At 70.7% G+C, this 14,263-nt stretch carries 13 protein-coding genes; 1 reads left to right on the top strand and 12 read right to left on the bottom strand.

What is annotated here, in order from left to right; all coding sequences use genetic code 11:
* Positions 1-90: 90 nt before the first annotated feature.
* From GA0070621_RS13210 to GA0070621_RS13265, 12 genes are all read right to left on the bottom strand, one after another.
* On the bottom strand, positions 91-546 hold the full coding sequence (locus GA0070621_RS13210) for a hypothetical protein (protein ID WP_157739963.1): 456 nt from the start codon (positions 544-546) through the stop codon (positions 91-93).
* Positions 547-674: 128 nt separating this feature from the next.
* Entirely contained in the window at positions 675-1,463 is a 789-nt protein-coding gene (locus GA0070621_RS13215; RefSeq protein ID WP_157739964.1) for a rod shape-determining protein, read from the bottom strand.
* Between the two features lie 157 nt (positions 1,464-1,620).
* Entirely contained in the window at positions 1,621-1,824 is a 204-nt protein-coding gene (locus tag GA0070621_RS13220) for a hypothetical protein (RefSeq protein ID WP_091202363.1), read from the bottom strand.
* Between the two features lie 100 nt (positions 1,825-1,924).
* Positions 1,925-4,093: a carbohydrate-binding module family 20 domain-containing protein gene (locus GA0070621_RS13225; RefSeq protein ID WP_091195202.1), complete on the bottom strand. Its 2,169-nt coding sequence runs from the start codon at positions 4,091-4,093 to the stop codon at positions 1,925-1,927.
* Positions 4,094-4,490: 397 nt separating this feature from the next.
* On the bottom strand, positions 4,491-5,879 hold the full coding sequence (locus GA0070621_RS13230; protein WP_091195205.1) for an FAD-dependent oxidoreductase: 1,389 nt from the start codon (positions 5,877-5,879) through the stop codon (positions 4,491-4,493).
* A 190-nt stretch (positions 5,880-6,069) separates the two neighbouring features.
* The gene (locus tag GA0070621_RS13235; RefSeq protein WP_091195207.1) at positions 6,070-6,621 is read right to left on the bottom strand and encodes a copper resistance CopC family protein; all 552 of its coding nucleotides are present in this window, start codon (positions 6,619-6,621) and stop codon (positions 6,070-6,072) included.
* Positions 6,622-6,633: 12 nt separating this feature from the next.
* Entirely contained in the window at positions 6,634-7,230 is a 597-nt protein-coding gene (locus GA0070621_RS13240; protein WP_091195210.1) for a hypothetical protein, read from the bottom strand.
* Between the two features lie 99 nt (positions 7,231-7,329).
* Positions 7,330-8,121: a YaaA family protein gene (locus tag GA0070621_RS13245; protein WP_091195213.1), complete on the bottom strand. Its 792-nt coding sequence runs from the start codon at positions 8,119-8,121 to the stop codon at positions 7,330-7,332.
* Positions 8,121-8,522, bottom strand: coding sequence for a DUF1801 domain-containing protein (locus GA0070621_RS13250; RefSeq protein WP_091195216.1), 402 nt, complete (start codon positions 8,520-8,522; stop codon positions 8,121-8,123). Before GA0070621_RS13250 ends, GA0070621_RS13245 begins: the two co-directional genes overlap by 1 nt.
* A gap of 129 nt (positions 8,523-8,651) precedes the next feature.
* A complete protein-coding gene (locus GA0070621_RS13255) occupies positions 8,652-9,671 on the bottom strand; it encodes a hypothetical protein (protein ID WP_157739965.1) in 1,020 nt (339 codons plus the stop codon).
* A gap of 79 nt (positions 9,672-9,750) precedes the next feature.
* Positions 9,751-11,313, bottom strand: coding sequence for an MFS transporter (locus GA0070621_RS13260; RefSeq protein WP_091195222.1), 1,563 nt, complete (start codon positions 11,311-11,313; stop codon positions 9,751-9,753).
* Positions 11,314-11,494: 181 nt separating this feature from the next.
* A complete protein-coding gene (locus GA0070621_RS13265) occupies positions 11,495-12,679 on the bottom strand; it encodes an epoxide hydrolase family protein (protein ID WP_091195224.1) in 1,185 nt (394 codons plus the stop codon).
* A gap of 374 nt (positions 12,680-13,053) precedes the next feature.
* Here GA0070621_RS13265 and GA0070621_RS13270 point away from each other — a divergent pair, with 374 nt between their 5' ends.
* Positions 13,054-14,259, top strand: coding sequence for a pyridoxal phosphate-dependent aminotransferase (locus tag GA0070621_RS13270; protein ID WP_091195228.1), 1,206 nt, complete (start codon positions 13,054-13,056; stop codon positions 14,257-14,259).
* Positions 14,260-14,263: the final 4 nt, after the last annotated feature.

Consider the following 14,263-nt stretch of genomic DNA (forward strand, 5'->3'; position numbering starts at 1 on the left):
CGGGGGCGCCTCGATTCGGGGCGGCGTCGGCGGTCCGACGCCGCCCCGAACCATCAGGTCAGGTCGTCACGTACCCGCGGCTCCTGGTGTTCAGCCGCAGTTGCCCCAGGCGTTCCGGCCGTTGGAGAACCACATCGTGAAGTTCATGACCTCGCCCTCGTACATGACGCAGGCGCCCCGCGCGGATCGCTGGATCGCGGCGTAGTACTTGTAGTTGCCCGAGTCGGTGACCCAGGAACTACCCTCGACCCGCAGCCTGGCGGCGACTCCGGTGGTCGAACCGACGGCCACCGCCTTGAGGGTGGCGACGCAGTTGTAGCCGGTCGCGCTGTTGTACATCAGGTAGACGTCGCCCACCTTGGTGCCGCTGTCGGTGATCGACCGGTGTCCGTCGGAGACCTGGGTCCACGAGCCACCGAAGTCGTTGCTGCAGGCCTGCGCCGCGGTGTACGGGTTCGCGGCGGCGCGGGCCGGCGACCCGAACGTCGCCACCGCGACAGCCAGCGAGAGGGTTGAGATCGACAGTCGTCGCGCTAGTACACGCACGCGGTCCTCCAAGTTCCGGCGCACGGATCACCTACGTGTCCGGCGCCATGAGCCCATATCAGATGATCAACAGTACACAGTGGGGCAACCTGGCCAATGACGGCACCGCACCGTAGATCGCCGCGATCTCAGTCGGGGCGACTGGCGTCGGTGGCCGTGAGCAGCAGACGCAGCCCGGTGAGCGTGGCCAGCAGCGGATTCGCGGGCACCGTGACGGATCGGCCGGTCAACGCGGCCAGGCGCGCGGCGACCCCCGGGGACACCGCACCGCCGCCGGTGATCAGGAGTCGCCGGCGCGCACCGGCGTCGCGGACACCCATCCGCCGTACGCAACGGGCGATCGCCGGGACCTGGTCGACGGGATCTCCCCGGTCGACGCGTTCGGCGGCGGCGACGCTCCGGTCGACGATGCGGGCGACCTCGGTGCGGCCGAACCCGATGTCCACGGTGACCAGGTCATCGCGGCCCGGATCCGGTCGGCAGGCCAACGCGGCGGCCAGCGGCTCCTCCACCGCGCTGACCCGCCCGCCGGTGGCCCGACGGACCGCGGCGACCAGTACGTTCTTCTGCCGCATGGTCGCCGTCGCGGGCACACCGACGAGCACGGGACAGACGGTGTCGTACGGGTGCCCGATGTCGGACAGCAGGATCCGCAGCAGCTGTACGCAGGCGACGAGGTCACGCACCACCCCGTCGCGTACCGGCCAGATCAGCGTCGCGCCCTCGGTGTCCCGCGCGTCCAGCGCGGCCCGCCCTGCGGCGTGCCGGCCGCCGGGGCGACGGGCGATGACGGCGGGTTCGCTGATCACCGCGTCGGTCACCGGAGTCCAGAGCCGGACCGTGGAGGTGCCCAGATCCAGGGCGAGGCGGTTCCCCACGCCGGGGCGGGCGTACGCGCCGGCAGCCAGCACGCTCACCACCCCCGCACCGGCACGCGACGGGTGCGGCATGGCCGCCGCGACGCAGAGCGGATGACGCCGGGGGGCACGGCAGGGTGGGACTGATGACGGAACATCGGTGTTCGGCTTCCAGGTCAGGGGCGGCGCCAGGGACGACGACGCGGAGCGGGCGGATTCAGACGACCGCCGGACGAGGCGGAGCCCGGTCCGCCGACCACTCCGGCACACAGCCCGGTATCGCGCGCCTGGTCAACCGGAACACGATGCACAGCCCGATCGCCCGAGCGGAGGCCCACACCACGAGCAGCACCGCCAGCAGGGCCAGCATCGGCAGCGGGCCTCGCCCGCCGAAGCCACGAATGCTGTGCCCGTCACGCATGCCGGACACCATAGCCCGCACCAGGCGACCCGGCCACGGCCCGCCGGTGGGGAGGGCGAGGGTGGTTGGCCCCGGCGCGCGGGCCAACCACCCTGACCCGTCACTTCCAGGTGTCGTTGTTGGTGTACGTGCCGGTCGACGGGGTGGTGAAGCTCCGGTTGCCGCCGGACTCCCAGGTGACCGAACCGTCGGGGTTCTTCTTGACGTACTTGTACTCGACGGCGGTACCCGGGGGCAGGTTCACCGTCGCCCGCCACACCGGGTAGTCGGCCGACGAGAGCGCGACGGCGCTGGCCGGGTTCCAGGCGCCCAGCGCGGCGACGTTGCCGACGACGAAGACGTTCTGGCCGTAGTAGGTGGTGACGGTGGCGTTGAACGCGGTGGCGATCTGCGCGGGGGTGACGGTGTCACCGCGGAACGTCTCGGTCACCGCGTACGTGCCGCCGGCCGGGGTGGTGAAGCTCCGGTTGGCGCCGGACTCCCAGGTGACGGCGCCGGTGGCGGTCTTCTTGATGAACTTGTACTCCACCGCCGTGGAGCGGGGCAGGTCGACCACGGCGCGGTAGGTGTTGCCGCCCTGCGCGGTCAGCTTGACGGCGCTGGCCGGCGCCCAGGAGCCCAGCTCGGGGATGCTGCCGACGACGTACACCTCCTGGTCGGCGGCCGGGGTCGCGGAGACGGTGAAGGTGGTGGCGACCTTGTCGGTGGGGCTGCTCGTCGGCGACGGGGTCGGCGACGGGTCGGTGCCCGGTCGGGCGTTGACGTGGACGGCGACGGCGTTGTTGGCGGGGATGGTCACGGTGGCCCGGCCGCCGGAGACGGTCACCGCGCCGCCGGTGCAGCCCGTGCCGGTGGCCACGCCGGTGATGACGTCGCAGTACCGGCCGTCGGCGAGGCCGGTGGTGAAGGTGGCGGTGGTGGCGGAGCCGCTGTCGTTGATGCCGATCCAGGCGCGATCGCCCCGATGGAAGCCGATGACGTTGCCGTTGACGGCGGTGAAGTCCGAGACGGACCGGACGGGCCGTGCGGCGTTGGCCCAACCGACCATGCCCTTGATGCCGGTGGTCTGGGTCAGGCAGTTCCAGGCGCTGCCGCAAACCGTGTCGGTGACGCGGCCGTTGCCGTCGGCCGGCGGGGACTGGTTCCGGTTGTCCCAGGAGAAACTGTCGTAGACCGACGGCTTGCCGTGCGGGTAGGCCAGCACGAAGTAGTTGGCCAGGAGGTAGTCGGTGCCGTTCTTGTACGACAGCACGACCCCGTCCCGCTCCAGGTCATGGTTGGTGACCATGGCGAAGACGTTGGCGCTGGGCGCGTCGAGGTTCCAGCTCGCGACGTTGGCGAGGCTGGAGATCGAGCCCTGGAACGCCGACCGGACGCCCTTGGCGTAGGCGAAGTCGAGGACGTCGCCGTTGCCGGTGAACGCACGGGCCTTGAGCGCGTCGTTGCTGGCCCCGTCGAAGATCTCTTGGGCGACGTACGGCCGCCGGCTCTCCGCGACCGTGTTGTTGAGCTTGCCGAGGATGGCCGCGAAGTCGTCCTTCCTGATGTGCTTGACCGCGTCGACCCGGAACCCGTCGACGCCCAGCCCGACGAGGTCGTTGAGATAGCCGGCGATCGTGGTGCGGACGTGCTCCTTCTCGGTGTACAGGTCCGCCAACGACAGCAGCTCGCAGCTGGTGACCTGGCTCTCGTTGTTCCAGTCGTTGATCGCGCCGGAGGTCGGACAGTTGTCACCCGGGTGGTGGAAGTCCGCGTACCCGTAGGGCACTGCCGGGTAGCTGTAGCCGGAGAACTGGGTGCCGGCGTAGCCGACGGTCCCGGCCGGGTTGTTCGTCCCGGCCATGTGGTTGACCACCGCGTCGACGTAGACCCGGACGCCGGCGTTGTGGCATGCGGTGACCATGGCGGCGAACTGCTGCCGGTTGCCGAACCGGCTCTCCAGCTTGTAGGAGACGGGCTGGTACACCTCGTACCAGGGGTGCACGCCGTCCGGGCTGTTGGGCAGGCTGACCGATTCCTGCGGCGGCGCGACCTGCACCGCCCCGTAGCCGGCGGGGCCGAGGTGGTTGGTGCAGGCGGCGGCGACGGAGGTCCAGTTCCACTCCCACAGGTTGGCCGTCACCTCGCTGTCGTTCAGGTTGACGGCGGCGCGGGCGGGGGTGGGAGTGGCGGCGGCCGCGACGACCGGCGTGGCGCCGGCCGCCACGAGCGCGACGGCGAGCAGCAGGCGAGTGGGGCGGCTCCGCGGTGATGGTCTGAGGGTGCGCATGGACGGACCTACTTCCGGGTCGGCAGGGCGCGTGGGCGGATGGCCATCCGAGTGACGATGAGGATGCTCGATGCCTGCAAGTCATGCAAGAGATTGCGGCAACATTTCCGAAACCTGCCGGCAAATGCGCCACCACGGCAGCCCCAGCGTCCACAGTGCGGAATGACAGCCCTCGGCGACCACCACGGGCGACCGCAACGGGGCCCACATCCGCATCGCAAGCCCTTCCGAATCTTTCAACCGGATTGCGGCACCAGCGTCCAACATGGCCGGCGCCGCTGGCCGACCGCCCCCTCCCGATCCCGGCCGGGAACACCGACGCGGGTCGGCGCGGCGCCGGTCGGCGCGTGGGGCACGCCGACCGGCGCCGTCGTCGGTGACGATCGGGCCGACGTCGTCAGCCCGGCCACGAGGCGGCGGCACCCGGCGTCGCCGCGTCGTGCCAGGACGGTCCCGGCGCGGGTCGCCGGATCGCGTGGCGGAACACCCGGCGCATCATCGCGGGCCGCATGAGCGCCTCGGGCGGGTCCATCAGACCGGCCACCCGCATGAACCCGTTCGTCACCTCGGGATCCTTGGTCGCGGCGTACTGCAGGCGTGCCATGTAGGCGTTGCCGACGCGCACCTTGAGGGTGCGTCGCCCCTCGACGCCCGGGAAGTCGAGGTCGCCACCGGCCGAGATGTCCCACGGGGTGTCGATGACCCGGGACAGGTCGGCGAAGAACGGGGACGAGGCCGGCGACCGACCCGTACGCAGGTGCGAACGCAGCGTCATCGCCTGGATCGCGGCCACGCTCATCCCCTGCCCGTAGACCGGGTTGAAGCTGCAGAAGGCGTCACCGATGACCAGGTATCGGTCGGGAAACCGCAGGAGCCGCTCGTAGCGCCGACGAACGCTGGCGGGAAAGCGGAAGGAGACCGGATCGTCGAGCGCCTCGGCGTCCCGCACCGCCTCGTACACGTCCGGCACGGACAGCGAACGGACGAATTCGAGGAACGCCTCCGGGTCCGTCGGCGGGTAGTCGCCGAGCAGGCCGGTCAGCGAGAGGATGCAGAGGTCGGTTCCGACCTGGCCGAAGAACGCGCCGCGCGGGTGCGCCGGCGAGGCCACCGGGTTGATCGACTGCACGCCGTCGAACATCTCCGGGCGGGTGCGGTAGTGCCGCGTGGTGTAGGCGAGCCCCACCTTGACCCGTTCCTCCTCCGGCCGCTGATACCCCAGCTCGTCGAGCCAGGCCGGGGTGCGCGACCCCCGACCGGTCGCGTCCACGACGAGATCGGTCTCCAGCACCTCGGCCTCGGCGTTCGCGGTCCGCGCCTGCACCCGTACGCCCACGATCTGTTCGCGGTCGTCGGTGGCGACCAGGCCGAGCACGTCGCACTCCTCCATGAAGGTGACGTTCGGGATGGCGGCCACCCGGTTGCGGACGTGGTTCTCCAGCACGGGACGGGGAGCGGTCACCGAGAGGAGACCGGTGCGGGCCGGTTGGATCTTCCGACCGTTGAAGAACCACCGCATCTCGCCCAGGTCGCCGGTGGGCACCCCGGCGGCACGCAGCTCGTCGGTGATGCCGGGGAAGAGCTCCTCGAGGATGAGGTGTCCGCGGGCGTGCAGGCCGTGGGCGTGGACCGTGTGCGGCGCGCCCCGGCGCGGCGTGCTGACACCCAGCACCTTGTCCCGCTCGACGACGACGACCTCCGCGTACGATTCGGCCAGCACCCGGGCGGCGAGGACGCCGCCCATGCTGCCGCCGAGCACGACCGCGCGGGCTCCGAGTTGACTCATCGACACGTACCTTCCTGATGGGTGGACCTCGACCGGGTGCCCGGACGACGACGGCCCGACAGCCCGCCGGGGTGGGCTGGCGGGCCGGAGCCCGTTCTCCTGGGTCTTCACCGGGCGGACGCCGTTCGCGGGGCTACCGCCAGCGTGGTCAGCGATGCCGGCCGAGGCACCTCCGAGCGTGCGGCGCCGGTCAGGAGGGGTCGGCGTCGACCGGGCGGCGGACGAGCAGCACGACGACGACCAGCAGCGCGAGGCCGTCGACGACCAGCAGGGTGGCGCCGAAGGGATCGACGCCGTGCGCGTGCGCCTCGGCCGTCGGCGCCGCGGGCGGGGCGGCCCCGCCCGCGGCGCCGACGGTGAACCGGACGATGCCGGAGACGTCGCGTCCGTCCGTGGTCACGACGTGGTAGGCGACGGTGAGGTCGGCGGGGCGGTCGAGGCGAATCGTCTGACGCAGGCCGTCGTCGCCCGCCGCGCTCACCTCCCCGGTGTCGAGCCGAACGGAGTCACCGTCGTACACCGAGATGTGGGACCGGCGGACGTCCGGCCGGCCCGAGACGCGTATCTCCACCGCGTCGGGCGGGTCGGCCAGGACCGCGCCGTCGGCCGGGGCGATCGAGACGACCTCGGCCGGAGAGTCGGCCGACGGTGCGGGGTCGACGCGGGCGGCGAGGGCGAACAGGGCGACGAGAGCCGCCACGGCGAGGGCGGATCCGGCGTAGATCCGGGTCGTGGTCGACATTGCCCGCGGCGGTCAGTCGCCGGTGGCCAGGGTCGGCCGGCCGAGGCTCACCCGCCCGGTGCGGCGCGCGCAACCGCAGGCCATGGCGGCCCGCTCCATGGTGCTCGGTCGCATGTGCAGGTAGACGGCGATGAGCATGGGGATGAACACGACCGAGTTGTAGAACAGGTGCAGCTCCACACGGGGGACGACGAGCTGGAGCAGGCTGGTCGGAACCGTGGTGCCGGGGAACCGGAACGAGCTGTGCGCCTGGATGAGCAGCAACGCGTGTTCGATGTGGTGCCAGAACTGGAGCGCGAGCGCCACCGTCCACCACGCGTTGCCACGGCCGGTGAAGCCGCGACGAAGGAGGAACAGGCCGATCAACATCAAAATGGCGTAGCCGTAGTGCAGCCACTCCGAGGACACGAGCCAGGGAAACGGCATACCCAGAACGCCGCGGGCCTGCGGCCGCGGCCAGCCGAGCACCCAGATCTGGTACGCCTGGACGAGGTGCTCCGCCCAGTGGGCGAGCACCACGACCATGTAGACGGTGAGGGCGGTGCGGTGGAACCGACCGTTGAGTGACGACAGCAGGCCGGGCGGGGCCGGCTTCGCAGCGATTGCCATGAGTCCTCCAGTGGGACACCGAGCGGGCCGTTCGGGTCCACGGTAGGCAGCGGCAAACGCTGACCGTCACTTTTAAATTGCTGAACGTCACGGCCGGGGTCACGCGGGTTCGTGCAGGCGGACGCTGAGCCCCTTGCCCTCGAACTCCTTGCACACGAACGCCGGTTGGCGCGGTTTGCTCAGCGCGGGATCGTACCGGTAGCCGATCTCGGCGAAGTCGGTGATGGCCTCGGGATCGTCGACGCGGGCCGTCAACAGCCATCGCGCGAACGCGCCCCGCGCGATCTTGGCATGCACCACCACGAACCGCGGCTCACCCGTCTCGGGATGCACGGTCAGGAACCGGGGGCTGACGAACCGGTCCCGGTCCAGGAACGCCGAGACGGTCTTGTGGTATTCCACCGCGGCGAGGTTGACGATGACTCCGGTGGGCGGGAGGGTCTCCGCGATGCTGGCGCCCCAGAAGGCGTACAGGCTGGTGTAGGGCGGGTCGGGCAGCCGGTAGCCCATCTCCAGCCGGTACGGCTGGACCGCGTCGTGCGGACGCAGGATTCCGTACAGCCCGGAGAGGATCCGCAGGCGCTCGTCGGCGTACGCCCGGTCGGCGTCGGAGAGGTCACACGCGCGCAGGCCGCTGTAGATGTCACCGGCGAAGCTGTCCATCGCCGGCGACTGTCGGTCCGGCTCGACGCCCCAGTCGGCGAGGAGCGCATGGGTCCGGGCGGCCAACGCCGGCGAGATCTCCATGACGGTCGCCAACCGCTCGACCGGGAGGGTCTTGAGGTACGTCGCCAACTCCTCGGCCCGGCCGCGCAGCGCCGGCTCGGTCAACGCGCGGCCACCGGCCGGAGCCGAGCGCATCACCTTCGAGGTGTGGATGAGAATGATCATTACTTGCCGATCGCCTTGACGAGCTGCTTGATGATCCGCTTGAGCTCGGTCTTCTTGGCCTTCGCGTCCTTCATGTCGGCGAAGTAGGCCATGCGACGGCCGTCGGTGTAGTTGCCTTCGAGCAGTTCGCTGTCGATGTCCACCACCAGCGGGTTGTGGAACACGAGATGGACGCGCTCCTTCGACCACAGGTTGAACGTCGCCAGGTACTCGCCCTGGTAGGAGAACGACGGCGCCTTCCACTTGATCTGCTCGGTGATCTTGGGGTTGGCCGCCTTGATGCTCTCGCGGAGCAGCTCGACCTCCGCCTTGAAGGGGTGGTCGAGCTTGTCCATGAACGCGTCGACCTCGTCGGTCTTGTTGACGGTGTTGTCGACCTTGCCCACGTTCGCCTCCCGCATCGAGATCGATACTCGCGGTGAGCATACCGAAGGCGGGCGTACCGATCACGATGACGAGCGGACGCCCCGCCCGGTCGGCCGGTGGCGACGCGACCCCGCCGTCGCGCCACCACCGGCCGACCGTACGGCTCAGCCCTTCTTGCGGTGCACGAAACCCTCCAGGGTGGTCACGAGCTCCGACCGGTTGTCCCGGTGGCGCACGCAGTACCTGGTCGGGTACCAGCCGGCGGTCTGCCACGCCTTCGGCTGCTTGATCGGGAAGCAGCCGCCGGCCTCGGAACCGGAGGCCACGCGCCGGTACCAGTCCTCGGTGATCATGGGCTCGTAGAAGGTCAGCCGCCCACCGTACGAGCCGTAGATGAACGTGTGCCGGAAGGGCTCCCCGTTCAGCTCCGGCCCGGTCAGGTCGATCAGGTGGTTGCCCATGCCGGGCTCGACCGCGCCGAAGTCGCTGTAGTCGGCCGGCATGTACCGCGCGGGGATGGGCTTGGCGCCGACCTCGAAGTCCTCGCAGTTGACGAGCATGCCACACGGTCCGGGGCGGATGGCCAGCCGCTCCTCGTTGGAATTCATGTAGAAGTGCACGTCGAAGTGGGGCCGGTCATAGATGTGCTCGGGCATGTGCCCCGCCGGATTCCAGTTCATCAGCACGTACTGGAAGGGGGTGTCCACCCGGGTACGGAACTGCTTGCTGAGCTGCAGCGGGTACTCGTACCCGCCGGTGCACTCGGTGTGCTGGTCGATCTTGCCGTCACCGTTGAGGTCGTAGCACCACAGTCCCGCCGTCGGCGGGTGGTTCGGCAGACCCTTGAGCGCGTCGTCGCTCATCACCAGGCCGATGGTGTCCGGGACCCCGTTCCGGGACTGGGAGAACGCCCGGATCGTCCCCTTGCCCATCTTCGTCGACTGACCGTAGGAGGCGCAGACGCCGAGGTACGAGGCGGTGCGGCGGACGAGGATGTCCGCGGTCCGCTTCGGCACCGTGGCGTTGACCTCGACACCGCTGCGCACGGTCGGCGCGATGCAGACGGCGACCTTCGGCCCACGGGCGGAGGCAGGACTCGGAGCGAGGGCGGTGACGAGGGCGAGCGCGGCCAGCACGGCCGCCACCCCCAGGGCGACGGTGCGGATTCTTCTTCGACGGGGCATGGCATCTTTCCTCTGTTCGTCGGGCGGCGGGCACCCGTTTCGGCGGGGTGCGGGCCGGGGACGGCTCGCGGAAACGGAGTCAGGGGGCGGGCGGCGCGGCCTCCGGCGGCATGCCGGGGTGGCCCGTACCCGTGGGTGGCACGCTCTTGAGCCGGGTGGCCAGGAGGACCGCGACGGCGAGGAACAGCACGAGGTTGATCAGGCTGGCGCCGTGCAGGGCCTGGGTGAACGCCTCGCGGGCCGAGTCGAGCAGCTCCGCCGCCACGGGCGCGGGCAGGGTGTCCGCCACCGCCGCCGCGCCGACGATGCTCTCCCCCGCCGGGATCGCCGCCTCCGGAGGCACCGCGGCCGGCACCTCGACCGCGGAACCGTAGACGGCCCCGGCGACGCTGCCGAGGACGGCGACGCCGAGCGCGACGCCGAGTTCCCCACCGGTGGACGACAGCGAGCCGGCTGCGCCCGCCTTCTCCGGCGGCGTCGAGGACATCAGCACGGCGTTGGCCAGGGTGGCGCTGGGGCTGCCGCCGACGTACATGATGACCAGGCCGACGAGCAGGGTGGCGAGCCCGCCGGAGACGCTGACCTGGGTGATGACCAGCGCACCGACCGCCGCGAGGACCATGCCGGCGGCCAGGACGTACGCGGGGCGCACGGTACGGGCGAGGGCCGGCCCGATGTTGCCGCCGACGATCATCGCGCCGGCGGGGATGAGCATCCACAGGGCGACCTTCAGCGGCGTCAGGCCCTCCACGAGCTGCATGTAGAGGGTGGAGACGAGACCGGCGCCCGCGGTGATGAAGCCGAACGCCAGGCCCAGCAGGACGATGGTGCTCACCACCGGGTTGCGGAACAGCGCGAGGTCCAGCATCGGGTGGGTGAGGTGCCGCTGGCGGTGGACGAACATCAGGCCGAAGGCCAGCCCGACGACGACGGCCCCGATGGCCGTGGGCGCCCAGCCGGCGCGCGCGATCTCCTTGAGGCCGTAGACCACCGGCAGGAGCGCGGCGAGCGTGAGCAGCGCGCTGAGCGGGTCGAGTCGGCCCGGGTGGGGATGGCGCGCGGCGGGCAGCAACCCCGGCCCGACCAGCAGCAGCAGCGCCATGACGGGGACGCCCATCAGGAAGATCGAGCCCCACCAGAAGGAGCCGAGCAGCAGGCCGCCGACCACCGGGCCGAGGATCACGCCGAGCATGATGGCGGTGCCCCAGACGCCCATGGCGGCGCCCATCTGCGCCGGGTTGGGAAAGAGCTGGGCGATCAGGGCGAGCACGCACGGCATGACCGTCGCCGCCGAGATGCCGAGGAGGGCCCGGGAGGCCAGGAGCATCTCGATCGAGGTCGAGTACGCCGCCAGCAGCGACGCGACCATGAAGCCGACGGCGCCGCCGAGCAGCACGTTGCGGTGACCGACCCGGTCGCCGAGGGTGCCCATGAGAACGAGGAAGCCGGCGATCATGAAACCGTAGATGTCGGTCACCCAGAGCTGCTGGGTGCCGCTGGCCCCGAGGTCGGTGGCGAGCCTGGGCAGCGCGAGGATCAGGACGCTGATGTCCACCGTGGTGAGCAGGGTCGGCAGGCACAGGACGGCGAGCGCCATCCACTCCCTGCGGCCCGCCCGGGCGCCCATGTCAACTGTCGTCACGTTGGGTCCTTCCGTCGATGAATGTCACCTGTACGAAGCGGCCCCTCGGCGTGCGGTTGGACCGCAGCCGTGCCCGGGTGCGGCGGACCGCCGGCGGGACCGCGACGGTGCGGAACGGGGTGGCCGGATCGGAAGCGGCGGTCCCGATCCCGGTTCGCGCGAAGCGGTCCCGCCGCCGGCCTCAGGAGGCGTCGCGCAGCGACCCGAAGAAGGTCCGGAGGTCGCCGACGAACAGCTCGGGCACCTCCATGGCGGGGAAGTGCCCGCCCCGGTCGAACTCCGACCAGTGGGTGATGGTCGGGAAGTCCCGGTCGGCGAGCCGGCGGATCGGGACGATGCAGTCCTGCGGAAAGACCGCCACGCCGAGCGGCACGGTCAGGGGCTGCTCCCGGTAACCGCTCAGCATCTCCCCGTTCGGGTCCTCGGTCGCCTTGCGCTGCTCCTCGGTGACCTCGCGGTACATCTGGGCCGACGAGCCCGCGGTGTTGGTCAGCCAGTAGATCATCACGTTGGTCAGGAGCAGATCGCGGTCGATGACCTCGTCGGGCAGTTCGGCGTCCGTCCACTCCTTGAACCGTTCGACGATCCAGGCCAGCTGGCCGGCCGGCGAGTCGTTGAGCGCGTAGGAGACCGTCTGGGGACGGGTCGACAGCAGCTTCCGGTAGCCGGAGCCGTCGGCGTCGAAGCTGGCGAGCCGGCCCAGCCGGGCCATGTCCTGCTCGCCGAGCCCGGCCAGTTCGGCGGGGTCGCCCGACGGGAAGACGGTGAGCATGTTGCAGTGCACGCCGACGACGCGCTCGGGGTCGAGCCGGCCCACCGCGAGGGAGATCGGCGAGCCGAAGTCCCCGCCCTGGGCGCCGTAGCGCTCGTAGCCGAGGCGGCGCATCAGCTCCACCCAGGCGGCACCGACGCGGTCGACGCTCCAGCCGGGGGCGGACAGCGGACCGGAGAAACCGAAGCCTGGAATCGACGGGATGACCAAATGGAACGCGTCCGAGGCGGAGCCGCCGTACGCGACCGGGTTGGTCAGCGGGCCCACCACGTTCAGGAACTCCGCCACCGACCCCGGCCAGCCGTGCGTCAGGATCAGCGGCAGCGCGTCCGGCTCGGGCGAGCGGACGTGCGCGAAGTGCACGTTGGCGCCGTCGATGGTCGTGGTGAACTGCGGCAGCCGGTTGAGCTGCGACTCCGCCAGTCGCCAGTCGTAGCTGGTCAGCCAGTGGGCGACCAGCTCCTTCAGGTACGCCAGAGGCACACCGCGCGCCCAGCCGGTCTCGGGCAGGTCCGGCGACCACCGGGTCTGCGCCAGCCGGCGGCGCAGGTCGTCGAGTTCGGTCTGCCGGATATTGATCGTGAATGGCTGCACGTCTTCTCCTCGTGGTTGCCGTCCATCAGCGGATTTCGAACGCCCGGTCGCCCCTCGACTCACCGCGGGTAACGCTCCGGTCATGCCGAAGGCATTGACGTCGCCCATGACCGTGGCACCGGGTACGGGGCCGTCGCATCTTCCGGAGTGCGGCGCGGGTCAGCCACACCTGCGCGTACGGCCGAGGCCGGAGCCGGCCGCGGGGAGGAGGTCGGGCCGGTCCGGACCCGACGCGCGACAGCACGGTCCGCGACGACGTGCGCACGTACAGAGATGCCTACCCGAGGCGGCAGTTGGAATCGTGAGCCGCACGTCGCCACCCGTGGACCGAGCGGCGTCCCATCCCTGCCCCGACACGAGGAGTGTGATCTCGGGTGACCACGCCGAACACCCCACCGCCGACCGCGCGAAACCCCCTGTCCAGCAGGACCAGCCACTTCGTCCTGCCGAAGCAGTGGGCGTCGATGCGCCGCGCCGAGCAACTCGAACGGGAGACCGGTAACCGGGTCATCCACCTGGAGAAGGGCGACTTCCAGGGCGAGGAGTTCCGTCCGGCGCCGCACATTCTCGACGCCTGCGCCAAGGCGGTGCACGACGGGCACGTGCGCTACGTGCCCGGCCCCGGCCTGCCCGAGCTGCGCGACGCCATCGCCGAGGAGGCCACGCGGCGGGGCCGGCCGACCGTACGCGAGGAGGTGCTGGTGACCATGGGCGCCAAGCACGCCCTGACGCAGAGCCTGCTCACGCTCATCGACAACGGCGACGAGGTGATCTTCCCCAACCCGGGCTATCCGCCGGACGAGTTCTGGATCACCTACGCCGGCGGGCGGGTCGTCTACGCGCCGCTGGTCGAGCCGGACTTCCACTTCGACATCGACCACCTCGCGCGGCTGATGAACGAGCGCACCAAGGTTCTGATCATCAACACCCCGCAGCGGCCCAACGGCATGACCGTCGACCGGCTGGCCGAGATCAGCGAGCTGTGCCGGCGGAACGACGTGATGGTGATCTCGGACGAGATCTTCAGCCACATGGTGTATCCGCCCGCCGAGCACCACACCATCGCCGCCGTCGAGGGGATGGCCGACCGGACGCTCCTGGTGGACACGTTCAGTAAGAGCTACATCATGACCGGCTTCCGGATCGGCTGGTGCGTCGCGAACCGGGACCTGATCACCGCGATGGACATCTTCCAGCAGAACTCGGTGACCAACGTGCCGGCGTTCGTGCAGTTGGCCGCCCTGGCGGCGCTCACCGGCCCGCAGGACCACGTCATCGCCACCCGCGAGCGCCTGCGCGCCAAGCGGGACCGGGCGGTCGCGGCGCTCAACGCCATTCCCGGTATCAGCTGCCCGACCCCGGACGGCTCGTTCTACGTCTTCCCGGACATCCGCGGCACGGGGTTGACCGCGCAGCAGTTCACCGACCACCTGATCGACCGCTACTCGGTGGGAGTCGTCGCCGGGACGGCGTTCGGCGACCGGGGCGAGGGACACGTACGGATCACGTACGCCGTTCCGGACGACGTCCTCGACGAGGGCCTGAGCCGGATCCGCCAGGCCGTCGAGAACCTCGGGTGACCTG

It is taken from the genome of Micromonospora narathiwatensis (assembly GCF_900089605.1).
GTDB lineage: Bacteria > Actinomycetota > Actinomycetes > Mycobacteriales > Micromonosporaceae > Micromonospora > Micromonospora narathiwatensis.

Bases quoted from the DNA above. Each gene is read 5' to 3' on its own strand.
- GA0070621_RS13235 (WP_091195207.1), bottom strand. From the start codon at position 6,621: ATGTCGACCACGACCCGGATCTACGCCGGATCCGCCCTCGCCGTGGCG.
- GA0070621_RS13220 (WP_091202363.1), bottom strand. From the start codon at position 1,824: ATGCGTGACGGGCACAGCATTCGTGGCTTCGGCGGGCGAGGCCCGCTG.
- GA0070621_RS13245 (WP_091195213.1), bottom strand. From the start codon at position 8,121: ATGATCATTCTCATCCACACCTCGAAGGTGATGCGCTCGGCTCCGGCC.
- GA0070621_RS13240 (WP_091195210.1), bottom strand. From the start codon at position 7,230: ATGGCAATCGCTGCGAAGCCGGCCCCGCCCGGCCTGCTGTCGTCACTC.
- GA0070621_RS13225 (WP_091195202.1), bottom strand. From the start codon at position 4,093: ATGCGCACCCTCAGACCATCACCGCGGAGCCGCCCCACTCGCCTGCTG.
- GA0070621_RS13230 (WP_091195205.1), bottom strand. From the start codon at position 5,879: ATGAGTCAACTCGGAGCCCGCGCGGTCGTGCTCGGCGGCAGCATGGGC.
- GA0070621_RS13250 (WP_091195216.1), bottom strand. From the start codon at position 8,522: ATGCGGGAGGCGAACGTGGGCAAGGTCGACAACACCGTCAACAAGACC.
- GA0070621_RS13255 (WP_157739965.1), bottom strand. From the start codon at position 9,671: ATGCCCCGTCGAAGAAGAATCCGCACCGTCGCCCTGGGGGTGGCGGCC.